A 26,258-nucleotide genomic window follows, 5' to 3' on the forward strand; every position below is an offset into this window, starting at 1 on the left:
AACGAGCACTCGTGGATGAAGTGCTACTCCGCTACTCCGAGCGATGATTCCAGCAGAAAGGCAGAGAGATTACTGAGAGATCTCCCCTCCTCATCACTGCGTTTCAACAATCGCGAATACGCCATATGAGACAAGGTGACAGATACTCTTCGCGAGGTGCGAAAAAGAGCTCGATCTCGCGGCTCAACGTCTGCTTGTGAGGCAGTCACAACAGACCCCCCTTTCCCATCGGAACCTAGCCAGCATGACACACACCTTTGTCTTTTCTTCCACTTTGCGGCTAAAGGCCCTGGGCATGGCGAGCGCTTTGGCCTAACGCTAGGTATTCCTGCTGATCTACTTTTGAAATCCCTACACATGCCCTGCCGAAAGCAGCTGGGCTTCTCCGCCATCCCATGCGGCAAATCGGCGGCCAGTGGGGCCTTCAGGGTGTCGTTGCCTCAGCAGTCCAGGCCTCTCCACTGAGCGCCTTAGCCTCACAACGGACCTGACGGTCCTCCACCAGACAAGTGCCATTCACCGGCCAGGCGCTGGGAAGCCCCTGAGCAATGCCGCGGCCATCAAAGCGAGTCTCACTGACGCTACTGAGCTGGGCCTGCATGCTCCCCTGGGGCGTACAGCGCGCCTGAGCGCAGCGCATCGCCAGGCTGCCGGGCTTGAGCTCACCCACAAAGGTGAGTTGATTGATGGCACCCTTTTCGGCTCCGCGGGCCAGGAACGTCACATTCAGCAGCCCCTCCTGGCGCTGATCCAATTGCACAACCTGGCAGGGCGAGGTTGCCAACGACTCCGCAAGATTGCGCTTGCAGTGGTCGCTGCGCAGCTCCCAACGACCAAAACCCTCCTGGCCGCCGCGGGCCAGGGCCTGTGGCGGCAGCAGCTGAGTGGCGAGCAGCATGCTGGCCAGAGCCAGGCCCGCTGGCCTGACCAGACGACGACCCGGGAAGGACAACATCGGCAGGCGCTCAAGGCAGAGCCATTCTGCGGCGACTGGGCTCAATAGCCCGAATCGGCCACACAGATTCCCACACACACCAGACCGTTGGTGGCGGTGCGGCCGCAGTGGTTACAGAGCACCGGATCCACCGACCCAGGGGAGGCGGGCTCTGCAGCAGGCGGCTTCTGTTCAAGGCCCGTGGACACCGGTGTGGGCAGAGACTTCACTGCAGTTGCAGCCCCGTGGACGTTGATCATGGCAACCGACAAGCCCCCCACGCCGGGGATCGGGGTTGGCACCTGGGCCTGGGGCAATCAATTCCTGTGGGGTTACGACCCCGAGCGCGACGACGCGGCTCTGGCAACCACCTTCGAGCGCTGCCTGGCGCTTGGCTTCCAGTTCTTCGACACCGCCGACTCCTACGGCACAGGCCGCTTCAACGGCCGTAGCGAGCTGCTACTCGGGCGGTTCGCCGCAGCCGCCAGCGCCGAGCAGCGGCGCCAGCTCTGCATCGCCACCAAGCTCGCCCCGTTCCCCTGGCGGCTGGGGCGGCGCGGTTACGCCAGGGCCTTTGCCGCCTCCCAAGCACGGCTGCAGGGGCAGCTCAACCGGGTGCAGCTGCACTGGAGCACGGCCCGCTATGCGCCCTGGCAGGAAGGCCCCCTGCTGCAGGGCCTCGCCGACCTAGTGGAGCAGGGAGCTGTAGGGAGCCTGGGGGTGTCCAACATGGGGCCCCAGCGGCTACGCCAAGTGGCCACGGACCTGCAGATGCGGGGCGTGCCCATCAGCAGCCTGCAGGTGCAACTCTCCCTGCTGGCCCCCGAGGCCATCGGCCCTGGCGGAGTGGCGGAGGTGTGCCGTGAGCTGGGAATCGAGCTGATTGCCTACAGCCCCTTAGCTCTGGGCCTTCTGGGTCGTGGCGGGACCGACACGGCAACGGCGCTGCCCAGGGGGCCGCGCGGGGCCCTGTTCCGGCGACTGGGTCCGCGTCTCACCCCACTGCTGCAGCTGATGGACAGCATTGGCGGCGACCGCCCCGGCGGGCGGGCAGCCGTGGCGCTGAATTGGTGTCGAGCCCATGGCGCCATGCCGATTCCGGGCCTGCGCAGCCCCGAACAGGTGGAGGCGGCCGCCGCAGCCTGGAGCTGGCAGCTGAACGCCGGCGAACGCGGCGCCCTGGATCAACTGGTGCTGGCAGACGGGCCACGCATGCCGGCCAATCCGTTTCAGAGCGCCTGAACCCTCAGATCCGGCCCATCTCCGGGGATGGATCCGGGGTGAGCACCACGGGAAGGCGCTCGCGTTCCGGCTCCGCAGCCGCTGCCACCTCGCCATGACGCACGAGGCTCACCACCCGAGGGCGGGGAGGCTCAGCCAGGGCCAGGGCAGGAACGTCCGGCTCTTCATCGGCGACCTCGCCACTGTGATCGCAGGCGGCCAGGGCCTCCTGCAGCAAGGAATCGAACGTGGCCCCAGCCAGGCGATGGCGGGCAATCTCCAGAAAGGCCCGCGCCAACGACTCTCCCGCAGCAGCCTTGAGGGCGGGGTTGGAGCGCCGCTGCTCCTGTTCATCTTCCACGGCCCGAATGAAGCGCTCGGTGACATCGCGCTTGGTGGCAGCCCGGATGCGGGTTTCCTGCTCCAGCGGCGTGAGCGTGCCCTGCAGCTCAAGCTCCTCTAGGCGACGGCTCAGGCTCTCGAGCACTTCGCGGGCCTCTTTGCCCACGTGGGCCAACTGGCCGTCGGACAGCCGAGGCAGATCCGCCACGAACACCTTGCCGTGGTCCCGCAGGGTGAGGAAGGTGGGCCGCACCGTACCCCGACTGGGATAGGCCTCCCGCGGACGCTGGGGGCGGTTGGGCGGCATCGGGCCGGCAGAACTGCGCCGGCGGGTGATGCGACTGGTGCCATTGAAGCCCGAGCCCGTGCCATTGAGGCCAGACGCAGCCGAAGGGGAACTAAAGGACATACCAATGGACCTAATTGACGCGGTTGTTATCTGTCGGGCGCGAGCGCCTCTTCTTCAGCTGGGGAACGCTCGGTCGTGCCGAGCGCCAGCCTCTGCTGGCTGGCACCCTAGGGATCCCAGGCCTGTTCAGCAGCAAACGCTGCACACTTGAAGCAGTCTGGCAGGTGTCGCCAGGGGCCTCAGTACGGCAAACCCGCCAGGGGCGCATCCAGGTTTTCGCCCTGCTCCACCGACCCCAGCAGCCAGGCCTGATGCCCCTGCTCATCACACACCGCGAGGGCCTGGGCCACGGCGGCTTCCGGCACCACCAGGCAGAAGCCCACGCCGAGGTTGAAGGTGTTCCAGAGATCGGCCTCAGGCACCTCCCCTTTCTGCTGCAGCCAGCGGAACAGCTCCGGGCGCTCCCAGCTTGTGGCATCGATGCGGCCGTGAACCCCGGCCGGCAGCGTGCGGGGCAGGTTCTCCGGCAGGCCCCCGCCGGTGATGTGGGCCATGCCATGCAGCGGCACGCCGGCCGTGAGCAGGGCCTGCACCAGGGATCCGTAGAGACGGGTGGGCGTGAGCAGGGCTTCGAGCACTGGCGGCCCGCCGGCCGCCAGCGGGGTATCCGGACCGACGCTGTGGGCCTCAAGGATCCGCCGCACCAGGCTGAAGCCATTGCTGTGCACGCCACTGCTGGCCACGGCCACAAGGCGATCGCCGGCCCGTACCGCCCGGCCATCAATCAGAGCGTCCTCATCCACCACCGCCACACAGAAGCCCGCCAGGTCGTAACGACCGGGGCCGTAGAAGCCAGGCATCTCGGCCGTTTCCCCCCCCAGCAGGGCGCAGCCGCTCTGGCGACAGCCATCGGCGATGCCCTCCACCACCTCGGCCATGGCCTCGGGGGTGAGCTTTCCGGTGGCGATGTAATCGAGAAAGAACAGGGGCTGGGCGCCGCTGGTGATCACGTCGTTGACGCACATCGCCACCAGATCGATTCCCACACCGTGGTGCTGACCATGGGCCTGGGCCAACTCCAGCTTGGTGCCGACGCCATCGGTGCCGGACACCAGCAGGGGCTTCTTGAGCCCCTCCGGCAGACGGCAGAGGCCGCCGAACCCACCCAGACCGCCCACCACCTCGGGCCTGCGGGTGGATTCGACGCTGGCGCGAATCCGCTCGACAAACGCCCGTCCAGCCACCACGTCCACACCGGCTGTGCGGTAGTCCATGCGTGATCCCATCAATCTCCTGCCCCGATCCTGCCCCGCCGCGCGCCTGAAACCCCGGCCCAAGACCTCCGAGGGAGTGGACAGTCGGCCGATTGACCCAAGCAAGGATCAGCCGGCCTTATGGACGCGATCGCTCTTGCTGATGGCCAGGCGGGACTTGACAGGCGCAGATCTCAGGCCAGGCCAGGGCTCAGCACTTTGATAGTGAATCCTGATCGATGGAATACGGGCCTTTCTTGATCAGATCTCCTGCAGATAGCCCCTAACTTTGCTGAGTCGTCAATTCCCGATAGGAACTTCGCAGGGCGGTTCACTCCATCAACTCTTCCAAAGAGCTGGAGCGTTTACACCGCTAGCGGGCCACGTCTTTCCCAGTGGCTGCTGCGTTCACCGCAGCGAGTTTCGCTTGTTATGCGTCGCACGATTTTCCTGAGCGGCTCCGCCCTCCTGCTGTCTGGCAGCAACGTCCTGGCCCCTGCTTTCGCAACCACCGGCCGGGTGGACCCTGTCACCAGCGAATCCCGCTTTGAGGTGGCCATCCGTGAAGTGGAGGCCCCCCAAGCCATCGAGGAACAGCCCCTCAAGCCTGCGGCCCCCAGCCTGCCCATTGCCACCCCTCCGGCTCAGCCGACGGTGCGCTCCGTGAGCAATGGCCAAGCCAGTTGGTACGGCCCTGGTTTTTATGGCAACCGCACCGCCAATGGCGAGATGTTCCGCCCAGGCACCCTCACCGCCGCCCACCGCACCCTGCCCTTCGGCACCAAGGTGCGGGTGACCAACCTCTGGAACGGCCGCACGGCCGTGGTTCGCATCAACGACCGAGGCCCCTTCCACGGCAACCGGGTGATCGACCTGGCCCATGGCGCCGCCAACCAACTCGGTGTGGTCGCCAGTGGTGTGGCCCAGGTGAAGCTGGAAGTTCTCCAGTAGGCCTAGGGCGCCCCCAGGCATCCCGCTCAGCCCACCCGCCTCCCCGGCGGGTGGGCTTTTTTGCTGCGGGCCCCACTCGTAGTGTCAGGGCCCAACGGGAGTCCCGGTGCGCCTGCTGCACACCCGCACTGACTTGCTGCACTGGCGCCGGCAGGCCGCCGATGCGCCCCTGCACTTCGTGCCCACGATGGGGGCGCTCCATGCCGGGCACCAGAGCCTGATCCGGCGGGCAGCCGCCATCTCCACTGGCCGCACGCCCCGGGTGCTGGTGAGCGTGTTTGTGAACCCGCTGCAATTCGGGCCCAGCGAAGATTTCGACCACTACCCCCGCACCCTGGCGGCCGATGCGGAACTGGCCGCCGCCGCAGGGGCTGAAGCCCTGTTTGCTCCCAGCGTGGCGGAGCTCTACCCCGACGGCGACGCGGAGCTCACCCGGCTGCAGCCCCCGGCCTCGCTGCAACGGGGGCTCTGCGGTGCCCGACGCCCTGGACACTTCGATGGCGTGGCCACCGTGGTGGCGCGGCTACTGGGCTTGATTCGCCCCGATGCGCTGCTGCTGGGGGAGAAGGACTGGCAGCAGCTCGTGATCCTGCGGCGGGTGGTGGCCGACCTGGGCCTGCCGGTGCAGGTGATCGGCTGCCGCACCCAGCGGGAGGCCGATGGCCTGGCCCTCAGTTCCCGCAACCGCTATCTCACGGCGGAGCAGCGGCAGCAGGCGGCGGCCCTGCCACGGGCGCTGATGGCCACCCGGCAACAGCGCAGCGCCACCCCCAGCCAGCTCATGGCGCAGGTGGTCGCTGAGCTCGCCTCAGCGGGGCTGGTGGTGGACTATGTGGAAGCGGTGGATCCCCACAGCCTTCAGCCCGCGGCCCAGCTGCGCGGCCTCACCCTGCTGGCCGCCGCCGCCCACTGCGGCCCCAGCCGCCTGATCGATCACGTGTTTCTGATGAGCCGCCAGCCGATCATTGCCATTGATGGCCCCGCCGGAGCAGGGAAAAGCACCGTGACCAGGGCCTTTGCCGAACAGCTGGGGCTGATCTACCTGGATACCGGGGCCATGTACCGCGCCGTGACCTGGCTGGTGCAACGCAGCGGCGCCGACCCCAGCGATGCCCATGCCGTGGCCGCCCAGCTGGAGAACCTCAACCTTGAGCTGAGCACCAGTGCCCATGGCGCCCAGCGGGTCAGCGTCAACGGGCACGACGTGACCGACGCCATCCGCAGCCCCGAGGTGACAGGCCAGGTGTCAGTGGTGGCCGCCCATGGCTGCGTGCGGGAAGCCCTCACCCGCCAGCAACAGGCCATGGGCGAGCGGGGCGGCCTCGTGGCGGAAGGCCGCGACATCGGCACCGCCGTGTTCCCCGACGCAGATCTGAAGGTGTTCCTCACCGCCACCGTGGCCGAACGGGCCCGCCGCCGCGCCCGCGATCTCCAGCAGCGGGGCTTTGCGGTGCCCGACCTCAGCGAGCTGGAAGCTCAGATTGCCGAGCGCGATCACCTCGACTCCACCCGCGCGGTGGCCCCCCTCACCCAGGCCGCCGATGCGGTGGAAGTGGTCACCGACGGCATGGCCATCGCTGCGGTGATCGAGCGGCTGGTCAGCCTGTTCCGCGCACGGGTGCCGGAAGATGCCTGGCCCGGCTGAGGCTCAGCCAGGCCGCAGGGTTGCCAGCAAGCCGCTACAGGCATCCTCCAGCAGATCCAGCACGTGCTCAAAGCCGGCCTCTCCGCCGTAATAGGGATCCGGCACCTCCGCATCGCTGAAGCGACGGCAGTGGCTGGTCATCGGCTCGATGAGGGCCAACTCCAGGCTGCCGCCAGCCACCTCGGTGGCAGCCAGGGAGCGAACCGCCCGCAGGTTGTCCGCATCCATGGTGAGGATGCGATCAAAGCTGGTGAGATCCGCCGGCTGGATCTGGCGAGCACGGCTGGGCAGATGAATCCCGCGGCGCTCCGCGGCCGCCCGCATACGACGGTCCGGCAGGTTGCCGGCATGCCAGCCACCGGTGCCGGCGCTATCCACCAGGAACTGATCCTCAAGGCCCTCCTGCGCCACCAGGTGCAGGAACATCCCCTCCGCTGCCGGCGAACGACAGATATTGCCGAGGCACACGAACAACAGACGCTGCTCAGCCATGGGCGCCCTCCGCTGCGCTGAGGGGCGCCAGCCGCTGCAGGGCCAGGGCCGCGCGCAGGTTCACCACCGAGGCGTCTTCGGCCGGATCAGTGCTCAGGCGCTCCAGGGCAGAACGCAGCTGCGCCAGCCCGCGGGGGGGGGCGCCCGGTTGCTCGGGCTGCAGCTCGGGCGCTAGGGCCTCCAGCCCCACCACCACGGCATAGCGCACCACCCATTCGCCATCGCCGCACCCCGCCAGCAGGGCCTCCAGGCAGCGCGCTGCAATCGGATGGCGCTGCTCTCGGGGAAGACCCGCCAGGCGCAGCTGGCCAAGGCCACGGGCGGCGGCGCGGCGCACGCTCGGGCCGATGTCGCTGGCGAGGGCCTCTTCGAGCAGGTCGAGGCCGCGTACATCGCCGATGCCAGCTAGAGCTCGCACGGCCCAGGCCCGGGCGCCGTAATTGCGGGGATCAAGGCTTTCCAGGATTGGCTCCACCGCCTCGGGCCCCAGGGCGATCAGGCCATCGACGGCGGCCACGGCAGCGCCGGGATTGTTGAAGCCCAGCACCTCTACCAGGCAAGCAATCGCCTCGTTGTTGACGCCGTTCCCGTGGTCGCTGGTCGCCAGGACAGCGGTGGCGGCCAGCAGGGTCTGGGCGCTGGCTGCTTGCCGCACCGCCTCGATGCGTTCGCCGATTGGGTCGATTTCAACGCTCCTCACAACAGGGAGTCCATGGCGCTCAACACTGCCCCAGCCTGAATGGTGGCGTCATGGTGCGCCCCCTGCTCCACCAGGCCCCGCAGAGCGATCAATTTGAGACTGTTCTCGGCCAGGGTGTGGCAAATCGGCTCCAGGGCCGGCCGCCAGCCGACAGCCCCCAGATCCATCAGGGCGGCGCGCCGCACCTGCAGCTGGGGATGGTCCAGCAGTTGCATTAAGGGTTCGGCCCAGCGGGCCTCGCCACTGAGCTGCAGCAAGGCCCGGCAGGCGGCGCTGCGGATCAGGGGACGGTCATGGGCCGTGAAGGGTTCGATCAAGGTGATCACGCCGGGCTCGGCGATGCCAATCGCCCCCAGGGCCTCCAGCATCGCCTCGCAGGGTTCCTGCAGGCGCGGGCTATCAAGACGGGGGGCTCCAGCACCGGCTGGGCCGCTGGCCAGGCGCCGCAGCAGCACCGCCACCGCCTCGGTGGCTTGCAACTCGCCGAGCGAGCGGGCAGCCGCCTCCCGCAGGCCGTCATCCTCGTCGTCGAGGGCGGCCAGCAACTCGGGAATCGCGCCGGCATCGCCCAGCTTGCCCAGGGCACGGGCGGCATTGCGGGCGATGGCGTTCTCCTCGACACCGGCGCCGGGATCCCGGGGGCGGCGTTGGCGCAAGGTGGCCAGCAGCAGGGGCAGGGCCTCCGGGTGGCGGCTGCGGTTACGACCCAGCCACCAGGCGGCGTAGTACTGCTGCGACTGATCCTCGCTCTGTCGAAGGCGCTGCAGCGCTTCGGCCTCCGTGATCGGTTCGCCTGCTGCGCTGATCCCGGCATCTGGATCGATGGTTCCAGCCATGGCCTGCACGGTGCCGGAGAGAGAGTTCGATGTTGCCATTGCGTCCAGTCCTCGCACCCGGATGCCACCCCATGCTGCCTAGGTGTGTAGTCCCACCAGGTTGTTCAGCTGACAAGTGGGTGTGAGGTCGTCATGGTCCGGGTGTCACCTCCGACCCACTGACCTCACATCCCATGCATACCCACCCGAATGCTCGGCTGACACCCCTCGGCCGTGAACGGTTGCTGCGTCGACACATTGATCACGGTGAAAGCCTCGCCTTCCTTGCTGCTCAGGTGGGGATCAGCGTCCGCACTGCCTACAAGTGGCTGGCGCGCTACCGCTCAGGCGGTGCCACGGCTCTGGTGGATCGACGCAGTGTTCGCCGCACTCAGCGGCGGGCGCTCGATCCACTGCAACTGCAACGCGCCGTTGACCTCCGCCATGAGCGCTGCACCTTGCGTCGCGTCGCCAGGGTGTTGGCGGCGCCACTCTCCACCGTCGGTCGGGTGCTCAAGGCCCTGGGCCTCGGCCGACTCAAGAACCTGCAGCCAGCTGAGCCGGTACGCCGTTATCAGTGGGCGAGGCCGGGCGACATGATTCACGTCGATACCAAGCAGCTGGCTCGCTTTGAGCGAGTGGGTCACCGGATCACGGGTGACCGACGCCTGGGCTCTTCCCGTGGTGCGGGTTACGAGAAGGCCCATGTGGCCATCGACGATGCAACACGGCTGGCTTACGTCGAGGTGCTGCCGGATGAAAAGCAGGCAACCACGGTCGGCTTTCTGCTGCGGGCAGTGGCCTGGTTCGATGGTCAGGGGATCAGCTGCAAGAGGGTGCTCTCCGATAACGGCAGCGCCTACCGCTCGAAACCCTGGCGAGAAGCCTGTTCAGCGCTTGGTCTCACACCAAAACGCACCAGGCCGTACACCCCACGAACCAACGGCAAAGCTGAGCGGTTCATCAAAACCTTGCTGGCGGAGTGGGCGTATTCGATGGCCTTCCAGACCTCAACCGAGCGGAGCCGGTTGTTGCCCCGCTATCTGGCGATCTATAACGGCCGCAGGTGTCATATGGCCCTGGCTGGCCGCACCCCCATTCAGCAGCTCGGACTGTTGCGGGCTACTGAATGACCTGGTGAGAAAACACACTTAGAGAGGATCCCGGCGCCGAGTCTTGACACCAGTGGGGTGCCAACCAGCCCTAGAAAATGGTAGTTACTGCCCCGTCACAATGATCGAGGAGTGACATCTAGCTCGTCATGGCCTGGGAGAATCAGGTCATGACAAGCCAGATCCTGGACTGATCACCATGGCATCGACGACCAACCGGAGTAATACAGGAGCAGATCGTCAGTGGGATCTGATGCGCGCCAGCTTCGATGGCGACTGGCAGGGGGTGACCAGCTGGTATGGGCGAGACAGCACTGGAATGAATCTGACCCAGGGAGAATCTTATCCGGCTGGATCGATCTATGCAATCCGTTTCTCCGATGCAAGCACGGGGCTTTGGCATGGAACGGGCTTGCGATTCGCTTCAGGGGGGGGGGGGGGGCGGGTTCCCTTTGTTTCGGCATAGCTATAATTTAAGCAATAATTGTTGGCATTTCCCCAGGGCTGATTCAAAGTCCGTCACAGGCGTCCTTGCCGGGGCTGTCAGCATGGGTTGAGGTCGGCGGAATCGCCCCCTCCTTGTGCTTGAAAGCGCCTCCGCCGCAACCGATCTCGACCTGATCAGCTATCTGAGGTCGATCCCAGATGCGCGGATGCGACGCGGCGTGCGTTTTCCCGCCTGGTACCTGTTGCTGGTGGCGGTGCTGGGAATCCTCAGCGGCTGCCAGAGCCTGCGGGATCTGGAGCGTTTTGCCATCCGCCACCACAGCGCCCTGACCGAGGCACTCGGCCTGGAGCTGCGGCGGCCGCCGTCGGATTCCTCGTTCCGCTACTTCTTCCACCAGGTGGACGTGGCAGCCCTGTGCGCAGCGCTCCGTGACTGGACGATCGCCCAGATCCCGGGTGGTGCAACGGATCTCGACCAGCTGGTGTGTGACGGCAAAACCTTGAGGGGTTCGATCGAGCCCACAGCCGGCGGGGGCTCCGCGTTCATTGCCCAGGTCACCCTGTACTCCGCCGCCCTCGGTGTGGCGATCAGCCAGGCCTGCTACGCCACCGGCGAAAACCACGAGCGGGCGGTGCTGCGGCAGCTGCTCGGCGAGCTGGATCTCGAGGGTGTGCTGATCCAGGCGGATGCGCTCCATACCCAGCGCCCGTTTTTCGGCAGCTCCAGGAGCAGGGAGCCGACTTCTTGCTGACGGTCAAGGGCAACCAGAAGACGCTGCACCGCCAGATCAGCAGCCAGTTCCAGGGCAAGCGCAAGATCCCTTTTGTGGCAACGGATCACGAGGTTGCCCACGGCCGCGACATCACCTGGATGCTGCGCGTCAGACAGGCTCCAGAGCACATCAGCGAGGCCTGGATCGGCACCAGCTGGATCGTGGAAGTCATGGCCAGTGGCACCCGTGACGGCAAGCCGTTTCAGGCCACTCACTTGTTTCTGACAAGCCTGCGCACCACGCCAGAAGCCCTGCTGCAACTGGTGCGGGGCCGCTGGAGTATCGAGGGCTGGCACTGGATCCGGGACACCCAGCTCCATGAGGACGCCCACCGCTATCGGGGCAATGGCGCCGGCGTGATAGCCACTCTGCGCACCGCCGCCTTGAACCTGCTGCGTCTGGCTGGCTTCCGCTCAATCCGCGCTGGAATTCAGGCGGTGATGCACGACATCAAGGCGCTGCTGGCAATGGCGCGGCGCCGGCCGGAACCCGGCCTGGGTTAAGACTTTGAATCAGCCCTGGGCATTTCCCCGATACGGCAGGCCAGTCAAGCCTGGAAATGGATGGAAGTGCTTTTCGGGCAGGCCATGAAGTGGACTTCTTCACCTGCCGCTCCCGCTCGATGCTGATTGCTCTTTATCAGCGACAGGATGATCACTCAATGGTACTGCAATCCATCGCCGCCACACCCTTTCGCTGCAAGCGGGCGCTGATCGATCCTGTTCGCGATAGACCAGATTCGATGCACGATATCTTTCAAATCATCACAGGATGGCCTGGGCTTGAGCAGGAGTTGCGACCCGGGCAATGGCCTGAAAACTCACCTCCAAGGCATTCTATCCCTGAATTCGATGCAAAAAGTTTTCAAAATATGATATTGATGGTTGTTTTTCGGACAATTTAGCATGCAACTTGCCAGAATGCCTACCCAAGGGTATATTTGATCTGAATTTCGGCTGTCTGTTAAGTGCGAAAAGTTTTGTGCATCTAATCATTCGCTACGATGGGAAGCATCAACTGGACAGCTGGGTGGAGCGTCGTTATCAACCCACCATCGATGGCTGAGTCAGCGTGAAACCTAGTTGCTTGAGCTTTGCATTGCTCACTCTGGCGTTGAGCACCCGATCGGTCGTGTCAGTCGTCAACCATTTTGCCAGGGGCAGACCAGCTTGTTCGCACAGGCGATCAGTGAGCTCTTGGCCGGTGAATTGGGTATCATTTACCAGGTTGTAAGTGTCATTGAGGTTGTGCTCAAAAGCAAATGACACCCCACGCACAATGTCATCGCGATGGATCCAGCAAGGCACGTTTTGGCCATTGCGTTGAACAACGCCGCCGGCAGCTGAAAGCAGCATGGCGGGAATATCACGGCCAGGCCCGTAGATGCCACCCAGTCGCAAAATGCAGACGTTGACCGATTCTGAGCGGAGAGACTGGACCATATCCTCCGCCATCGCCAGAACCTCATTAACCGGGTGAAGCGAATCCAGTCGGACGGTCTCGTCTGTTAAGGCACCATGTCGATTGCCGTAAACACCGCAGCTGCTCAAGTGAACCAGTTGTAGGGGGAGTTCCCTAGGACGTTGCTGGAGTGCCTCAGCCAGCATCTGCAAGCCTCCTAGAAAGGTCTCCCGATATTGATTGACATCAACCTGGGAAGCTTTGGAGGGTGCAAATGACGCAAGAATTCCGTCAAGACTTCCTGCAAATTTAAGGCTGCTGCGGGGATCTGTAGAATCAAAAACTAACGGAGTATCAACAATCTCGGCTAGGTCCGCTAGGCGTTCACGACGGGTCGTCGTTCCCCAAAGTTCATGGCCCTCCTGCCTCCAAGCCTTGGCGACAGCTTCACCCACATAGCCACAACCAAGGATCGCCCGCCGTTCACCTGAGGGCAGGATGGGGCGCTGCTCCTTGGCCAGCAATTGGTACAGAGATGCCAGATCTGGCGAGGACGTCATGAGTCCGTTACATTTCTTAAACGTTAGCCGGCCTGTTGGCGGCCCGTGAGGCGAGGGATGGGGCGATCGTCCCCTCGCTGAGAGATGTCCCAGCTCCGCCTCGCGTGAGAGGGTTGGCTTCAGGCGCCCTATCCCAATGCCCAGTTACCAGATCACAGCGGAGGGGCTGGCGGACTTACGGGTGAACTGCCCAGGTTGCAGCGGCGACGCCCTCGTTCTGGCCCTGGGGCACTGGGACATTCAGAGCTATCAGACGCTTCGGCGCAGCGAGGACGGTCGTCAATGGTGGTTTCAGGTGACCTTGAAGCTCGCAGCGGCTGAAGTCAGGGAAGACAGTGCCGTCATCAGGGTGGTCAGCGTCTGTCGAATCGACGACTGAATGGTGCGATTGACACCACGGGCCAGGTTGCTGGCCGAGCTGCTGGGCCCTCCGTATTGCGCTCACGAGAGCGGCCGACGCTCAGAGGTCGAAAAGGACCCCGTGGATGTAAGCCTCGGTCCACTCCTTGCCATGGAAGCGGCCCAGCATGCCCCGGGCCGGATCCTTCTCGGCGCGGTAGGCCACATAGCTACTCTGTCCGGCCAGTAGCTCCTGGCGGCGCTCGTCAGTCACGGGTTGGGCCTCGGCCACCAGCTGCAGGTAAAGGTTGAGGTAGGCCACGAAGGCCGGGAAGACGGCGTTCTCGATCAGCGCGTCGCCGTCGGAGCCCAGGGGTAGCCTGGTCCAGAGGAAGCCGGGAGAGAAGTACGGCTCGGCCTCGGCCGGAATCGGGCCACCGGAGGGGAGAACTTTCTGCCACTGCTCCCAGATCGGCAGCAGTCGCTCCCAAACGGGGGCGGTGTGCCGTTGGTCGGTCTTTAGGGCTGGTTGAAGGTCAAGGGCGATCAGGTGACCCGCTGGCAAGGTGACCAGATCAGCACCGAAAAAGGGAAGATCGAAGCCGCTGCAGGGGTTGGCCACGAAATTCAGCACCGAGGCGGTGCTGCCCGCTTCCACGCAAGCAGCACGCACCTGCCGCAGTTTCTCCGTGCTGCAGCCCCAGGTGGCTGTGCAGACGGCAACGGGCTGGGCCTTGGACCCGGCGAAACCTTCACGCCGCAGAAATTGCGCTTCGATCGGATAGGCAACCGGCTCAAACGGCTGAAGCGCAGCCACCGCATGGTCCAGGAAAGGAGCCCAGCGCCAGCCAGCCAGGTTGACCGGATCGAGGCTGCAGGGCTGGGGCTGCGCAGAAGACGTCATGGGGAAATCTCGGGGGGAAGAACCGGCACCTGACCACTGCCGGGGAACAGAAAATCCTGCAGGAATCGATCCGACCAGGCCTTGCCGAAGTGGCTGGTGAACAATCCATGGGCGGGATCCCGTTCGGCGCTATACACGTCGTAGGCGTCCTGAAGGCGGTGTACCTCGTCGGGATGCAGGCCAGCGGACGCTTGGGGGCGATCGTGGAGAGCCCAGTAACTGGCGAGGAACGCCGTGAATGCGGCAGGCAATGATCCCTGGGCTTGTTCGGCGTTCCCCCTGCAGAACAGCAGCCATGGCGAGAAGTACTGATGCGGGTCGAAGGAGCGCATGGTTTCCTCGCCGTTGAGATCGGGGAAGCGATCATGCAGCTGCCGAAGATCTTCCAGGTGGTGGGCCAGATACTCCGGCTTCTGGAGTAGAGGTTGGAAATCGAGAACGGCCACCAGTTTTTGGCGGGTACCGAACCACAGCAGGTCGATCCCCAGCAGTGGTTGATCGCGGTTGTATTCGGGATAGGCCACGGAATTGAGCACCTGGAGGCTCTCGCCGGCATCGAGCCGGGTCACCCGCCAGCGGCGGATGCCAGGCAACTGCCAGAGCCAACTGCGGATCACACTGTTGCCCTTGGCAGAGCGGCACTCGGCCAGGTCGTTCGGAATCGCCAGGGATTCGCCCCCCCTGGCCCGGATCTGTGCGTGGAGCTCGTCGAGGAAGGGTTCGAACATGGTGGGCGGTTAGCTTTCCGCAGCAAGCGGCTGCGTGGCGAGTGGGAAACGCTGTCGTGCCGTTGCGCTGATCGCTTCCAGCTGAGCGTCACTGGGACAGCGCAGCTCGGTGCAGTAGGTCGTCATGCTGATGCCATCAAGGAACTGCACACTGCTGACCCGGATGCGTACGCCTTCGGTTACGAACCAGCAGCGCTCAACCCCTACATTCGTGTCGTAGCGAGTGGTGATGGTGAGCAGCCCGTCCTCGGCAAAGGAGTAGTTGCTGATCACCGGCTGCTTCTCGATGTAGCCCTTGTCCCGCAGTAGCAAGCCACAGCGTGGGTTCGCAAGGTCCACAACATCGAGCAGAACGGCGGCATGGTCGTCACTGCGGCTGTTCTCTTTAAGGTTACTCTCCCACCAGAAGCGCGCACCGCCACTCACCTGGCCGGAGGCAACGCCAAGGCTTTCGCAGATGCTCTGCACGGCCGCATCGGAGCGATCAAAAGGTTCGATGGTGAGATTGGAGTCGCCGGCTTCGTCGTCCTGGTGATCAAGATGGTGAACGGCCCGGCGGGTTAGCCAAGTGCCGGCACTGGCGGCCAAGAACTCCGCCATGGTCAAGGGTGGAAGCTGTGCCATCACCTTCAGGCGACCACGGCCTCGGTGCTGCCGGTCCGGAGTCGCCGGGTGAGGAAGCCGAACAGAACCTTGCCGATGGCGGCGACCAGATTGCCCTCCAGTTCCTGGAACATCTTCATGTTGTAGTGGAACGCTTGGTTGGCCTCCGCCACAATGCGGTCCGCCACGGCCTGTTCAATCGGCAGGCCGTCGAGGATGGCGCGGTAGCCGGCCTTGAAGGCCTTTTCGTCATCGATGGCATCAAACTCGTAAAAGCGCAAGCCATCGTGCTCTCCCAGGTTCATGGCCTTCTGGGCGATGGCCTTGAGGATCTGGCCGCCGGAAAGGTCGCCGATGTAACGGGTGTAGTGGTGACCCACCAGCAGCTCGGGGGCCGTCTGGGCCACCTGATGAATGCGGGCTACGTACTCCTGGGCGCCTGGAGTGGCTTTGACCTGGCTGCGCCAGTCCGAACCGAAGTAGAAGGCCAGATCCTGCTCCAGCGCCGATCGCCGATTGAGCTGGGGGAAACCGATTGGCCCCACCACGGGGTGATCGGCGAGCTTGCCGATCTCTTCCTCCATGGCGCTATACACAAACCAGAGATCCCCCACAAGGGTGCGGTAGCTGGCCTTGTCGACCACCCCTTTGAGGAAGCAGCTCACAAAGCCTGTGTTCTCGGCCATGGTGTGGGCCTTCTTCGTACCCTCCCGCAGCTGGAGGGCAAGGTTGACAGCCATGGCAGCAAGGCAGGAATGGTGCTGGCTCGAACCTAAGGGAGGATCGTCCGGGATCAGGTCCGTCGGTTGCAGGCCTCAATGAAAGGCCCTGCCAGCCAAACTGGCAGGCCTGAATCGGATCAGGACGGAGTGGTGGTCTCCAGTTGGCTGGCCAGCTGGATCAGCACCGCCTCGATGCGCTGCAGTTCGGCGTGGGAGGCGAGGGTGGCCTCAACCTGCTTCTGGGGGAGCTTGAGCCGCTGGCCCATGGCCTTCACATCGCTGACCAGGCGATCGCGGTAGGTGGTGAGCACTTCGATTGACTCGAGACAGTCCTGACGGCTGGGATCGGTCATGGAGTGGAGAAGGCGGCTTTGGCCACGGTACGTAGTCGTCCGAGCCCGGCAGCTCGCACCGGGGCCTCGGGCCCCTAAAAGGCCTGGCCCAAGCCGCGAGTTCGACGGCGCGACAAACCATTTGGGCCGACGGGCCAGGGCCTGGGAAGCGGCCGAGCGGGCTTTAATCACGAAATCTTGCGTCACCCGTTGCTAGGCAGTCCTGGCTAGACCCTCAGGCTAACTTCGTGGAGCTTCGATCCTTAGGACAAGCTCACAAGCCACTTTTCAGTTGCTGTCCCAGTAATTTTGAAAAGTTCAGAGCCTGTTTGAAGAAGCTCCCCATCCCTCCCCCAGGGTTCTCTCCAAAATGCTCGACGCCTTCTCCCGCGCTGTTGTAAGCGCTGATTCAAAAAATGCTGCTATTGGCGGCAATGGACTGGCAGCTCTTCGTGCCTATGTTGCTGAGGGCAACAAGCGCCTCGACGCCGTCAATGCCATCTCCTCCAATGCATCCTGCATTGTGTCTGATGCCGTGACCGGCATGATCTGCGAGAACACTGGACTGATCCAGGCTGGTGGCAACTGCTATCCCAATCGCCGCATGGCCGCATGCCTGCGCGATGGTGAGATCGTGTTGCGTTACATCAGCTATGCCCTGCTGGCCGGCGATTCCTCCGTTCTTGACGACCGCTGCCTTAACGGTCTGAAGGAAACCTACATCGCTCTGGGTGTGCCCCTGCAGTCAGCCGCCCGTGCCGTGGCGATCATGAAGGCGTCTTCCACGGCCCACATCAACGAGACCAACACCAGCGGTACCAATCCCGACGAAACCCGTTTCCGCAAGATGGAAACCATCAAGGGCGATTGCTCCGCACTGGTTGCCGAAGCTGCCTCCTACTTCGACCGCGTGGCCAGCGCTCTGGCTTGATCGGCTTTCAGCAATAGCTTTTTCATCCTTTTCACTTCCATCACAGGAACCATTCAATGAAATCAGTTGTCACCACTGTCGTGACCGCCGCTGACGCCGCCGGTCGCTTCCCCAGCCAGAACGACCTTGAGGCCGTTCAGGGCAATATTCAACGCGCCACTGCCCGCCTGGAAGCCGCTGAAAAGCTGGCTCTTGGTATGGACGCCGTTGTGAAGGAGGCCGGCGATGCCTGCTTCAAGAAGTACCCCTATCTCAAGCAAGCCGGCGAAGCTGGCAGCAACCAGACCAAGGTTGACAAGTGCTACCGCGATCTCGGCCACTACATGCGCCTGATCAACTACTGCCTGGTGGTGGGCGGCACCGGCCCCCTCGACGAGTGGGGTATTGCCGGCGCCCGCGAGGTTTATCGCACCCTGAATCTCCCCACTGCGGCCTACGTCGAAGCGCTCACCTACACCCGTGACCGCGCCTGCTCCCCTCGCGACATGAGCCCCCAGGCTCTGAACGAGCTCAAGAGCTACCTCGATTACGCCATCAATTCCCTCTCCTGAGGCCCGTGTAATTACGCAGGGGGGAGGCTTAGGCCTCCCCTTTTTTGTTGACGGCCCCTTCTGAGGCCCTTCCCCTCGCAGCGACGACCTTCCGATGGCTCCTGCCACCAGCACCAGCTCCCTTGATCAGCTGTTCGACGATCTTGGGCATCCCAATCCCTACGTGCAGACCGAGGCATTCCTGGAGATGGTTCGGCACCATGCCGATGCATCGTTACCTCGGCTGCTTCTGATGCTCGATCATCAGGATGTGGCGAGGCGACGGGCAGCGGTGCGCGCCCTAGGTGCTTTCGCCGATCGGGCGATGCTGCCCCTTGCCGCTAAGTTCCACGCCAGCTCCGATGCCACCGTTCGCGCCAGTTGCGTGAAGGCCTATGCCCAGATTGCTTCCAATCGGCCCGGCATCGATGTTCCTCCGGAAGCCATGGCAGCCCTTGAGGCCGCGTTGCATGACGCCTCCCCCGTGGTGGCGATCACCGCTGTGATGACCCTCGGCCAGGTCGGCAGGCAGGCGCTGCCGCTGTTGCTGCAGGTGTGCCGAGGCAAGAACGAGGCGCAGGCCGTGGCAGCGGTGACTGCCCTGGCTGGCATCGATCATCCGGATGTGGCTGCTTGTTTCCTTGAGTTGTCCACCGCCGAGAACACCGATCCCTATGTGCTCGAAACGGTGATTGCGTCGATGGCCAGGCTGGAGGAGCTACGGATGCGGCAGCCATTGGCCTAAACAAGGGGCCAGCCTAACAAGGGGCCATCAGCCTGCTGTTCAGGCAGGCCTCAGAGGTCGTCGACGGCTCGTTGATGTTTGCGTAGCTGCTGAAGTGAGACCTGCAGCACAGGCTTGACCTGGTCGCTGGCTTCTGCTGCCAGGGCAACCTCTAGCTCGGTGATGGCATCCATGGCTCGCAGCTTCATCAACGAAAGGGCGGCATTCTTGCGCACCTGATCCGAACGGTCTCTTAGCAAGGGCTGCAGGAGCGGTGAGGCCCAGATCGGATCATGCAGCTTCCCCAGCAGGGTGGCGGCTTCTGCGCGCACCGGTTCAGCCGGATCGGCGAGAGCCTCGATCACCAGCACCCGGGCCTCGTCGTCGTCCAGGCTCTGAATCTGCTCACCCAGGGCGGCAATCGCCGCCGTACGCACTTCGGTGTCGGCAGAACGGGCTGCTCGGCGCAGTGCTTCTGGCGCCCTGGCACCGACGAAGGCCAGCCCCCAACTGGCCAGTCCCAGGTGCATGGTGGTGCTCTCGGCATTGGAGAGAACAGCGATCAGAGCCTCCACGGCGCACTCACCAGTGGCTGCCATGGCACCCACGGCAGATCCTTGCACCACCGGATCCGGATCATTCAGAAGCGCAGCCAGGAGATCGGGGAGTGCAACGGGGTCACCGATCAAAGTGAGGGTTTTGGCGGCGGCACGGCGGACGGTCACATTGGCGTGGCTTCTAAGAGCCTGGCACAAAGCCGGAACGGCTGCGGGACCAACGGCACCCAGACTCTCGGCGAAGGTGAGCCGCATCAGGCCGCGTGGATCGCCGAGCCCGGCCACCATCTTCTCGATCAATTCTTGATCCCCGGCGGGGCGATCTCCGGAGCGCAACTGCTGCTTCAGCTCCGAAGCTAAAAGCGCTGCTTCCTCTTCACTGAGGGAGATGGCGGCAGATGCCGGCGTCAGTGGCGGAGTCTCGTGGATCAAGGCGGTGTGGCAGTCCAGGGCCCATTCTTGACGCAGAGCCAGACGGCACCCGGCTGGTGTGTCTGCTCTTAACATAAGCCCGATTGAAGCAAAGCAATGACCACCTTCTTGATCTCCCACAACCTGCAGGTGGCGAGTGAATGTTGCCCCCCCTTGGATGGGCTGCAATTGGCGGCAGGGTTGAAACGCTTCTGTCCAACGGTCACCTCGGCGGAAGCTTTGTCCCACCCGCACTGGCGTCTCCGGATGGAGAGCCCGCTAGATGCCCCGCGTTTTGCTGAGGAACTAGTGGCAGGATGGGCCTCACTGCGTAGCGACGATGGCCATGGGGTCAACCATGGGATTCTTGCGTTAGGAGGGCGCAAGGACACACCAGCAGCCAACTCTTCACCACTCGGTCTCGGCGCCTGGGGGGTCGACGTCGTTGAAACTCCTGATCCAGATGCTTTTCTGGAGGGTATTCAATGGGAACAGCTGAAGGTTGGCCGTCCAGCCGATGGCGTTTTTGAGGTGCTCTACAAGCCGCTCTAGTGGAACGGCTTTAGGTTCGCTTGCTCCGAGAGGGTTGCTTGGTCGTGCGCCGGTTTACGCGCTTAGTTTCTTTGGGTTGGCCAGGTTCCGACCGATCAGCGTCAGGGGAAGGCAGTGCTTCGACATTCTCCTGCGCTGAAGCTGGCTGGGGCTTAGCACCGACATCAGCCCGGGCCTTAATCAGGCCAGTCACATCGGCAACCCTCATTCCCTGGTGATGAAGCACATGCATCACGACACTCAAGGTTTGCTGTGGAACTCGAATGGTTCTGCAAGCGACGTGGCCACCTTTCAAGCTTCCGACCACGCTCACATAAAATACCTGATTAATCAAGGATTCCCATGCTGACGCAGGCATCTTACTTGGACTGTCTCCCAAGCGCATTGGGTTCGCCAATCGCTACATATTCTGACATCTGCAATGCGCCCCTCTGATCGGTAGCGCATGGGATAATGATCGATGTAATCAAGGATGAACGAGCCAGTGAGTTCAAGCCGCTTTAATAACATTCATCCGGGCCTTGATCTGGAAGAGTCTTTGCGCATTCTGTCTTTACCAGTGGCCGAATTGGAGTCAAGCAGTGATCGCTACATGGCGGCGGCCCAATTGCTCAACTTTCCAGGCTGGCAATCGGAACAGGCCTTGCTTCAGCTGCTCGCAGATGGAGATAAAACGCAAGCAACTCAACTCGCTAAACGCAAAGCCGTGGAGGTGCTGGCGCGGCTTGGTTGCAGAGATGCGATCCAGAGCATTGGCAAGTGTCTGAACAGCGACGACCATTATTTGGTAGAGAATGCAGCTTGGGCCTTGCACCAGTTGGGCTGCCAGGATCAAGGTTTCATCAACCAGATGGTGGCCTTATTGGCAGACCGCCGTCAGAATCGTCGTGTGCTGATTCAGAGTTTGGCCGGCCTAAGGGTCATGCAAGCACTTCCCGAGATCAGCGCTCTACAGAATGATGATAGGCCTGGTGTCCGTGGTGCAGCAATCGCCGCTGTGGCCACTCTATCTGGATCGAAAGATCGGATCCTGATCCTTGGCGAGCAACTGTTTCTACCAAATCAGATGGACCGGCAGTCGGCTATTCAGGATGTGATTGATGCTGGCGCAATAGAGCTGCTTGAGGAGATTATGCGCACACCTGTATCGCCGGCCTTTCGGATGCGGGCGGTGCGTCTGCTCTGGCCCGAGGCGCAGCCGCTATGCAACGGCCTATCGCTTTTGGACACACTAGATTCGCTGCTATTTGATAGCCCTGAGTGCCTTCAGCTTGTCCACAGCTATGGCGAAAAGCAAGAGAATTTGTTTTTGATTAATGAGTTTTTTGGTACGGATTTTAGTCGCTGCTATCTTGCGCTCCAAACACTTGCCTGCGAACCGGGCGACCGCCTGTGGCCTCTGCTCGAGCAGCGCTGGCTGGAAGAGGCCCACAATGACTATGGAGCTCACTATTTTTTTATTCGCCTATTTGCCATGATAGTTGACTGGGGGGATGAAAAGGCTAAGGTAGAAGATTATTGCGATGATGCCATCTTCAACCGCCGACCGCAGTTTGCCAAGTCCCGCCCAGCGGCCATTCTGGCCCTATTAAGTCTTCAGCCCGAACGATTAAATTCTTCTCTAACTCAACTGCTGGACCCTGAACTGGAGGCGAATTGGGAATGTCGCTATGCGTCGTGGATGGCGGTTGCACAAATGATTGGAATGGGCATGTCGATCGGCACTCAACTCGTGCACTTGCACATCAAGACTAATGATCCAAATGCTTTTGTCGAGAGCAAGAAACGGCAGGTGGCTGGGTTACTCACTGATTTCTGAAAATCGTGTCTTTGTGCTTCCATTGCTTGCCCAATAGCTCACGAACGCCTGTCCGGCAGGTCTTGGAACCTTTGCCACAGCACGTAAAATTTTAAAAGTACGCTTTGGCCCCATCGGCCAAGCACCTACTTCTTGTATGGAGGTGATCTCACCCCCTAACGAAAGCAGACAGTGTTCGAATCGATCGATCAGAGATTGATCAACTGTCTCAAAGATAAAGTCAGTCCCACGGCAGATTAGATGCTGTGATCGAATCCAACTTTCCAGCTGATGCTGTGGACTCTTTGTACCCATCTTCCTTAGCTGATCTCATGATCATTCAGGAGCCAGGCTTTATCGAGATGGTCGCCATAGCGATGGGATCGGCTAAAGCGTAGAGGTCCATGCTCAGATCCCCAGAGATAGGCGTGCGTACTCGGGTCAAAGCCGCGATCTCGGCTCAACCAGTGATCCTTGCCAAAATCTACTTCGCTGACAAGATAGGTCAGTTGTCCATCGCGGGGAATCAGGCATTTACAACCCGGCTCCACTTCACCCCTGAAAGAACCATCTTCTTTCTGGCGAAAGACCATCGCGCAGCCTGGACGGGGCAGCAGATCATCTACGACGATCCCAGACAGGAGTTCGGGGCGAGATCCTGCTCCGGCTGTGCGAATTCCGTTACGAAGACCGAAGTTGAGCATCAGAAGATGGTCGTCTGCATTGATTAGCTGATGCACTCCCTGACGGTATGGACGCCAAGGATCATAATCATAACTCTGCTCAGAGTAAAACCAAGGGCCACGAAAAGTCTCCCATGGAAAGGGACGAAAGAAAATGTTGATATGAGCGAACTTGGATGGCTCTGCCTTTGCCTGTTGATGGTTACTGAAACAGCCAGAAATGGTCTGAGCGAAATGCAGTATGGATGCAGAATCCATGGATCAAGCCTCTATTCTCCTGATTTCCGAGCTGAAGGAAGTCTGCAATATGCCCGATCCCTCTGATGTTCGTAGAACAGAGGATCGGCAACGCACGTGCTCAGAGAGAAACCAGATTCGTTCCTCTGCTATTGATTGACCATAGACAGTCTTGAGGATAAATGTGCCATCATCGAGAAAGCTATAGGAGGCAACTGCCGGCTCCGATTCTGCATAGCCTGTGCTACGCAGCAGCTGCCCCGTTCGTTCGGTTCTTGGAATCGGGATCAGGATGCTGGTTCCTTGAGAAACTGCCGTGGGATCATCTGGTTCCCAATCAGACTCTGCCTGCCAAGTCATCTGAAAAGGGCTGGAAATACTGTCAGGAGCAATCGACTGCAATGCCAGGTAATCCACTACGTCTTGATTATTACTAGCTAGGCGTACGATCTTGATAGTGCTAATGACATCCTCAAACTGTTTAAAGGCCAGAGCGTGCGCTGAACGCATCGACCGCCATTGCCCCTCCGAACGGGCAACGAACTGCTCAATGCTCATACATTAATTGGGGGAGTTGGGCGAGCCTATCCGTTTCTGGGCGGGCGGCCTGCACCATGTGGACCAGGCTGTGGATCATTAGATCCCTTGCCACAGAAGAACTGGCCTTGGTCACTCTGGATGGGACCTGTGTGAACCGAGACTGGGATTGCATTTTGGGTTAGGGAGATCAGGATATGGTGGGAAGAACTAGGCTGTTTCCTTCTAGGTCAAACTGCTTGCCTGTCCCACCACAAAGCAGGTTAGGAGTCCAAAAAGCGTCGATCAACCATTTGTCACCGATAGGATTGTGCCGCCGCGACGTTGCACACTCTGTAGCGTTGCGGTGAGGCTGCTGAAGGGGACAACGGACACTTGAACAACTCGGCGGTTCACTCCGGTTGGCGTCAATGTGCTCCAGCTGATGCGATAGCGACGCTGATTGCGGCTAGAACTTACCCCCCGGTTACTACGAGCAGCAGTGGCCGGCGCTGAACCCGTTGCAAGGCTTGCTTTTAGGATCGGCCGTTTACCCCCATCAAAGCCAGCGGAATCACCTCTTAGACTCAGGGAGCGCACATAGGTGAGATTGCTTTCCCCAGTGGTGGTAGCTGTGGTACGCCAGTAAGGAACGCTGTCGAAACCGAAGGCATCGCCGTACTCAGTGGAATACACGTAGCTGTCGATTTCGGCTTGATACCCTTCAGCGGCTAGTCGCTGAACATGCTCGCTCAGTTCTGCTTGGTTGCGTGGTGCTCGGCCCAGCAAGTGTTTGAAGTTGAGTTCAACGAACCGATAGGGCCCATTTTTCTCGAGAAACAGGCTGCGATAGGTGTCTGAACAAGCAAGGGCGGAAATCAGCCCCTGAACGGTGAGATCACCTTGGAGAAATTGGCTTTCAGCGGTCGCAACCAGCTGCTCTTCCATCAAGTGCGCATTGCCAAACACTTGTCGGTAGGCAGCTCGCAGAATGTCCTGCGCATGGGCTTGGTCTTGCACTGATGAGGTGGTGAGTGTGAAGGTCACTGCCAGGGAGAAATCAGAAAAGGGAGAAACGAGTGTTGCAATAAGAGCAGGGAGAAAGCTGTGCTTACTTAGGCAACTTCAGTGATTGAAATGATGCGTCCGCCACGGCGGTGGATGTAGGCCAATTGCGTGGTCATGTCCTTACCAGAGACTAGGTAGCTGGCGTTAGGTGTGCGTTGGCGGCCACCTGCGGGTTGCGCCTGAACGGCAATCCGATACCGTTTTGTGGTGGGGTCAACCGAGCCGCTGAAGGCGGAGCGGCGGTTCAGACGTACGGTGGTGCTGCTCCAGCCGCCTGGCAGAGCCTTGGCACCCAACGAAGTTACCAAGCTGGAGGAACTTTGCACGCTGTCGCTACTGGAGAAGCCTTGCACCAGTGCCAAGTGACGATTAAAGCCAATCTGGTTGCGGCCATTCTCCGTTTGGATGCGGGCGTATGGAACAGTGTGTTCGCCAAACCAATGTTGGTATTCTGAGCCATCTAGGTAGCTGCTGATTTCCGCTTCGTAGCCTTCTACGGCCAGCCGTTGGATGTGTTCGCTCAGCTCGGCCTGGCTAGCAGGCGCGCGTCCGAGCAGGTGCTTGAAGTTGAGTTCTACGAAGCGATAGGGAGCATTGCTTTCGAAGAAGCGACGTCTATATTCAGGCGAACAGGCAATAGCCCGCACAAACTCTCTGGTGCTGAGATAGCCTTCGGCGAACTTGCTTTCGGCGCTGAGTACCCTTTCGCTTTCCATGAGATGGGGGTTGCCCATTACTTGGCGGTAGGCTGCCCGGATCAACCCCTGAATCTGATCGGGGGTGTCTCCCGGGACCCGTTGGAAGATTTCCTGGCTGCGCTGGCCGAGACCGAATCCCACATACAAATCGCCACGCAGCGGCACTGAATCTCCTCCATCGCTGCTTCTACGACTTACAGGCGTAAAGACTGTGCGACCCGTTTCATTTCCTCCGAAACCTCCATAACTCTGGGCCCGATACACATGGGTAGGGACACTAATTGCGATGGATTGATTCCTGGCCAGACTGACGAGGAGCTTACTTTTGGAGCCAATAGCTGAATCGCTGCCAGCAAAGTTCTGCTCGAGGGCGGCGATGCGATTGAAGGCCGATTGGGGTGAGCCGGCAGGGCTGTTCCAAGTGCGGATGTAGGGGGCCGTGTCGTCTCCGAATGAACGTCCGTACTCTTCGGAATCAATGAGGGCATCGATGCTCGCGTCAAAGCCGGCGCTAGCAATCCTTGCCACTTCGGCGCTCACTTCTGCCTCATCCACTGGCGGTCGGCCCAGTAGATGCTTGATGGACAATTCAACGCAACGATGGGGCGCCACGGCTTCATAGAAGCGTGAGCGGTAGAAAGACGACTTCGCAAGGGAGCGAACGAACTCTTTGACCGTTAGGCTGCCATGCCTCAGTTGCGATTCCGCAGATTCGAGGCGCTCGCTTTCCATCGGCATGGTGTTGCCGAAGACATGCCTGTAACACGCATTTATCACAAGGTTAAGGCTGGATTCATCATCACCAGTCTTGTAGCTAACCGGATTGTCTAGAAGGGGAGTAGCGCCAAAGCTGAGTGCAAAGGATTGGCTGGTCATTACACAACTGGGAGGGGGGAGGGGGAGAGATCAGGAAGTGCTGCGTTGGTGAGT

32 protein-coding genes are annotated in these 26,258 nt (G+C 61.7%); 13 read left to right on the forward strand and 19 right to left on the reverse strand.

All coding sequences use genetic code 11. The features are described 5' to 3' along the window. Nucleotides 1–23: 23 nt before the first annotated feature. Genes KBZ14_RS00475 through KBZ14_RS00485 form a run of 3 tightly spaced genes read right to left on the reverse strand, consistent with a single transcriptional unit; the run spans nt 24 to nt 1,164 of the window. Entirely contained in the window at nt 24–392 is a 369-nt protein-coding gene (locus KBZ14_RS00475; RefSeq protein ID WP_315856112.1) for a ribbon-helix-helix domain-containing protein, read from the reverse strand. Nucleotides 393–424: 32 nt separating this feature from the next. Continuing rightward, on the reverse strand, nt 425–955 hold the full coding sequence (locus tag KBZ14_RS00480; RefSeq protein WP_255116318.1) for a hypothetical protein: 531 nt from the start codon (nt 953–955) through the stop codon (nt 425–427). 41 nt (nt 956–996) lie between these two features. Beyond that, on the reverse strand, nt 997–1,164 hold the full coding sequence (locus KBZ14_RS00485) for a DUF8639 family protein (RefSeq protein WP_255116319.1): 168 nt from the start codon (nt 1,162–1,164) through the stop codon (nt 997–999). A 28-nt stretch (nt 1,165–1,192) separates the two neighbouring features. Here KBZ14_RS00485 and KBZ14_RS00490 point away from each other — a divergent pair, with 28 nt between their 5' ends. Next, the gene (locus tag KBZ14_RS00490; protein ID WP_255116320.1) at nt 1,193–2,176 is read left to right on the forward strand and encodes an aldo/keto reductase; all 984 of its coding nucleotides are present in this window, start codon (nt 1,193–1,195) and stop codon (nt 2,174–2,176) included. A gap of 4 nt (nt 2,177–2,180) precedes the next feature. Here KBZ14_RS00490 and KBZ14_RS00495 read toward each other — a convergent pair whose 3' ends face one another. Together KBZ14_RS00495 and purM are read right to left on the reverse strand one after the other, a co-directional pair. Beyond that, nucleotides 2,181–2,906, reverse strand: coding sequence for a DUF8656 domain-containing protein (locus tag KBZ14_RS00495; protein ID WP_399210565.1), 726 nt, complete (start codon nt 2,904–2,906; stop codon nt 2,181–2,183). Nucleotides 2,907–3,085: 179 nt separating this feature from the next. Then, nucleotides 3,086–4,120, reverse strand: a complete 1,035-nt coding sequence (gene purM / locus KBZ14_RS00500) for a phosphoribosylformylglycinamidine cyclo-ligase (protein WP_255116321.1) — start codon at nt 4,118–4,120, stop codon at nt 3,086–3,088. Between the two features lie 411 nt (nt 4,121–4,531). Here purM and KBZ14_RS00505 point away from each other — a divergent pair, with 411 nt between their 5' ends. Next, nucleotides 4,532–5,050 (forward strand): septal ring lytic transglycosylase RlpA family protein, encoded by a 519-nt coding sequence (locus tag KBZ14_RS00505; protein ID WP_255116322.1) that lies wholly within the window; start codon nt 4,532–4,534, stop codon nt 5,048–5,050. 133 nt (nt 5,051–5,183) lie between these two features. Beyond that, entirely contained in the window at nt 5,184–6,695 is a 1,512-nt protein-coding gene (locus KBZ14_RS00510) for a bifunctional pantoate--beta-alanine ligase/(d)CMP kinase (RefSeq protein ID WP_399219570.1), read from the forward strand. Nucleotides 6,696–6,698: 3 nt separating this feature from the next. Here the strand turns inward: KBZ14_RS00510 and KBZ14_RS00515 are convergent, their stop codons facing one another. Genes KBZ14_RS00515 through KBZ14_RS00525 form a run of 3 tightly spaced genes read right to left on the reverse strand, consistent with a single transcriptional unit; the run spans nt 6,699 to nt 8,723 of the window. Continuing rightward, nucleotides 6,699–7,187: a low molecular weight protein-tyrosine-phosphatase gene (locus KBZ14_RS00515; RefSeq protein WP_255116324.1), complete on the reverse strand. Its 489-nt coding sequence runs from the start codon at nt 7,185–7,187 to the stop codon at nt 6,699–6,701. Further along, nucleotides 7,180–7,887: a C-phycocyanin alpha-cysteine-84 phycocyanobilin lyase subunit CpcF gene (cpcF, locus tag KBZ14_RS00520; protein WP_255116325.1), complete on the reverse strand. Its 708-nt coding sequence runs from the start codon at nt 7,885–7,887 to the stop codon at nt 7,180–7,182. Before cpcF ends, KBZ14_RS00515 begins: the two co-directional genes overlap by 8 nt. Continuing rightward, a complete protein-coding gene (locus KBZ14_RS00525; RefSeq protein WP_255116582.1) occupies nt 7,884–8,723 on the reverse strand; it encodes a HEAT repeat domain-containing protein in 840 nt (279 codons plus the stop codon). Before KBZ14_RS00525 ends, cpcF begins: the two co-directional genes overlap by 4 nt. Before the next feature lie 173 nt (nt 8,724–8,896). On the opposite strand from KBZ14_RS00525, the gene KBZ14_RS00530 reads away from it, so the two are divergent. The 4 genes from KBZ14_RS00530 (at nt 8,897) to KBZ14_RS00545 (ending at nt 11,938) form a co-directional block, all read left to right on the forward strand. After that, nucleotides 8,897–9,835 carry an IS481 family transposase gene (locus tag KBZ14_RS00530; RefSeq protein ID WP_255116326.1) on the forward strand — a complete coding sequence of 313 codons (939 nt, stop codon included), beginning with the start codon at nt 8,897–8,899 and terminating at the stop codon, nt 9,833–9,835. A 560-nt stretch (nt 9,836–10,395) separates the two neighbouring features. Beyond that, a complete protein-coding gene (locus KBZ14_RS00535) occupies nt 10,396–11,013 on the forward strand; it encodes an ISAs1 family transposase (RefSeq protein ID WP_255116327.1) in 618 nt (205 codons plus the stop codon). Continuing rightward, entirely contained in the window at nt 11,007–11,537 is a 531-nt protein-coding gene (locus KBZ14_RS00540) for an ISAs1 family transposase (protein ID WP_255116328.1), read from the forward strand. Before KBZ14_RS00535 ends, KBZ14_RS00540 begins: the two co-directional genes overlap by 7 nt. Before the next feature lie 89 nt (nt 11,538–11,626). Then, nucleotides 11,627–11,938 carry a hypothetical protein gene (locus KBZ14_RS00545; RefSeq protein WP_255116329.1) on the forward strand — a complete coding sequence of 104 codons (312 nt, stop codon included), beginning with the start codon at nt 11,627–11,629 and terminating at the stop codon, nt 11,936–11,938. A gap of 139 nt (nt 11,939–12,077) precedes the next feature. Here the strand turns inward: KBZ14_RS00545 and KBZ14_RS00550 are convergent, their stop codons facing one another. Then, on the reverse strand, nt 12,078–12,995 hold the full coding sequence (locus tag KBZ14_RS00550) for an NAD-dependent epimerase/dehydratase family protein (protein ID WP_255116330.1): 918 nt from the start codon (nt 12,993–12,995) through the stop codon (nt 12,078–12,080). A gap of 136 nt (nt 12,996–13,131) precedes the next feature. Between KBZ14_RS00550 and KBZ14_RS00555 the strand changes: the two genes are divergently transcribed. Then, a complete protein-coding gene (locus tag KBZ14_RS00555; RefSeq protein ID WP_255116331.1) occupies nt 13,132–13,374 on the forward strand; it encodes a hypothetical protein in 243 nt (80 codons plus the stop codon). A gap of 81 nt (nt 13,375–13,455) precedes the next feature. Here KBZ14_RS00555 and KBZ14_RS00560 read toward each other — a convergent pair whose 3' ends face one another. From KBZ14_RS00560 to KBZ14_RS00580, 5 genes are all read right to left on the reverse strand, one after another. Beyond that, nucleotides 13,456–14,238, reverse strand: coding sequence for a phycoerythrobilin:ferredoxin oxidoreductase (locus KBZ14_RS00560; RefSeq protein WP_255116332.1), 783 nt, complete (start codon nt 14,236–14,238; stop codon nt 13,456–13,458). Beyond that, nucleotides 14,235–14,966, reverse strand: a complete 732-nt coding sequence (locus KBZ14_RS00565) for a 15,16-dihydrobiliverdin:ferredoxin oxidoreductase (RefSeq protein WP_255116333.1) — start codon at nt 14,964–14,966, stop codon at nt 14,235–14,237. Before KBZ14_RS00565 ends, KBZ14_RS00560 begins: the two co-directional genes overlap by 4 nt. Before the next feature lie 9 nt (nt 14,967–14,975). Continuing rightward, nucleotides 14,976–15,566, reverse strand: a complete 591-nt coding sequence (locus KBZ14_RS00570) for a phycobiliprotein lyase (RefSeq protein ID WP_255116334.1) — start codon at nt 15,564–15,566, stop codon at nt 14,976–14,978. A gap of 29 nt (nt 15,567–15,595) precedes the next feature. After that, a complete protein-coding gene (locus KBZ14_RS00575; protein ID WP_255116335.1) occupies nt 15,596–16,309 on the reverse strand; it encodes a biliverdin-producing heme oxygenase in 714 nt (237 codons plus the stop codon). Between the two features lie 119 nt (nt 16,310–16,428). Next, nucleotides 16,429–16,644, reverse strand: a complete 216-nt coding sequence (locus KBZ14_RS00580) for a DUF8630 family protein (RefSeq protein WP_255116336.1) — start codon at nt 16,642–16,644, stop codon at nt 16,429–16,431. Between the two features lie 349 nt (nt 16,645–16,993). Here KBZ14_RS00580 and cpeB point away from each other — a divergent pair, with 349 nt between their 5' ends. The 3 genes from cpeB to KBZ14_RS00595 all read left to right on the forward strand — a co-directional run bounded on the left by cpeB (nt 16,994) and on the right by KBZ14_RS00595 (nt 18,829). Further along, nucleotides 16,994–17,554, forward strand: coding sequence for a phycoerythrin subunit beta (cpeB, locus tag KBZ14_RS00585; RefSeq protein WP_255116337.1), 561 nt, complete (start codon nt 16,994–16,996; stop codon nt 17,552–17,554). A 56-nt stretch (nt 17,555–17,610) separates the two neighbouring features. Then, the gene (cpeA, locus tag KBZ14_RS00590; RefSeq protein ID WP_255116338.1) at nt 17,611–18,105 is read left to right on the forward strand and encodes a C-phycoerythrin subunit alpha; all 495 of its coding nucleotides are present in this window, start codon (nt 17,611–17,613) and stop codon (nt 18,103–18,105) included. A gap of 94 nt (nt 18,106–18,199) precedes the next feature. Then, on the forward strand, nt 18,200–18,829 hold the full coding sequence (locus KBZ14_RS00595) for a HEAT repeat domain-containing protein (RefSeq protein WP_255116339.1): 630 nt from the start codon (nt 18,200–18,202) through the stop codon (nt 18,827–18,829). 50 nt (nt 18,830–18,879) lie between these two features. Here KBZ14_RS00595 and KBZ14_RS00600 read toward each other — a convergent pair whose 3' ends face one another. Then, a complete protein-coding gene (locus KBZ14_RS00600; protein WP_255116583.1) occupies nt 18,880–19,794 on the reverse strand; it encodes a HEAT repeat domain-containing protein in 915 nt (304 codons plus the stop codon). 99 nt (nt 19,795–19,893) lie between these two features. On the opposite strand from KBZ14_RS00600, the gene KBZ14_RS00605 reads away from it, so the two are divergent. Continuing rightward, on the forward strand, nt 19,894–20,328 hold the full coding sequence (locus tag KBZ14_RS00605) for a DUF2656 family protein (protein ID WP_255116340.1): 435 nt from the start codon (nt 19,894–19,896) through the stop codon (nt 20,326–20,328). A 472-nt stretch (nt 20,329–20,800) separates the two neighbouring features. Beyond that, nucleotides 20,801–22,147 carry a HEAT repeat domain-containing protein gene (locus tag KBZ14_RS00610; RefSeq protein WP_255116341.1) on the forward strand — a complete coding sequence of 449 codons (1,347 nt, stop codon included), beginning with the start codon at nt 20,801–20,803 and terminating at the stop codon, nt 22,145–22,147. Nucleotides 22,148–22,446: 299 nt separating this feature from the next. Here the strand turns inward: KBZ14_RS00610 and KBZ14_RS00620 are convergent, their stop codons facing one another. From KBZ14_RS00620 to KBZ14_RS00635, 4 genes are all read right to left on the reverse strand, one after another. After that, the gene (locus KBZ14_RS00620; RefSeq protein WP_255116343.1) at nt 22,447–23,067 is read right to left on the reverse strand and encodes a chromophore lyase CpcT/CpeT; all 621 of its coding nucleotides are present in this window, start codon (nt 23,065–23,067) and stop codon (nt 22,447–22,449) included. Nucleotides 23,068–23,070: 3 nt separating this feature from the next. Next, nucleotides 23,071–23,604 carry a phycobiliprotein lyase gene (locus tag KBZ14_RS00625; protein WP_255116344.1) on the reverse strand — a complete coding sequence of 178 codons (534 nt, stop codon included), beginning with the start codon at nt 23,602–23,604 and terminating at the stop codon, nt 23,071–23,073. A gap of 264 nt (nt 23,605–23,868) precedes the next feature. Next, nucleotides 23,869–24,609 carry a phycobilisome rod-core linker polypeptide gene (locus tag KBZ14_RS00630; RefSeq protein WP_255116345.1) on the reverse strand — a complete coding sequence of 247 codons (741 nt, stop codon included), beginning with the start codon at nt 24,607–24,609 and terminating at the stop codon, nt 23,869–23,871. Nucleotides 24,610–24,677: 68 nt separating this feature from the next. Next, nucleotides 24,678–26,204 (reverse strand): phycobilisome rod-core linker polypeptide, encoded by a 1,527-nt coding sequence (locus tag KBZ14_RS00635; protein ID WP_255116346.1) that lies wholly within the window; start codon nt 26,202–26,204, stop codon nt 24,678–24,680. Between the last annotated feature and the right edge of the window lie 54 nt (nt 26,205–26,258).

It is taken from the genome of Synechococcus sp. HJ21-Hayes (assembly GCF_024345835.1).
In the GTDB taxonomy this organism is placed as follows: domain Bacteria; phylum Cyanobacteriota; class Cyanobacteriia; order PCC-6307; family Cyanobiaceae; genus Vulcanococcus.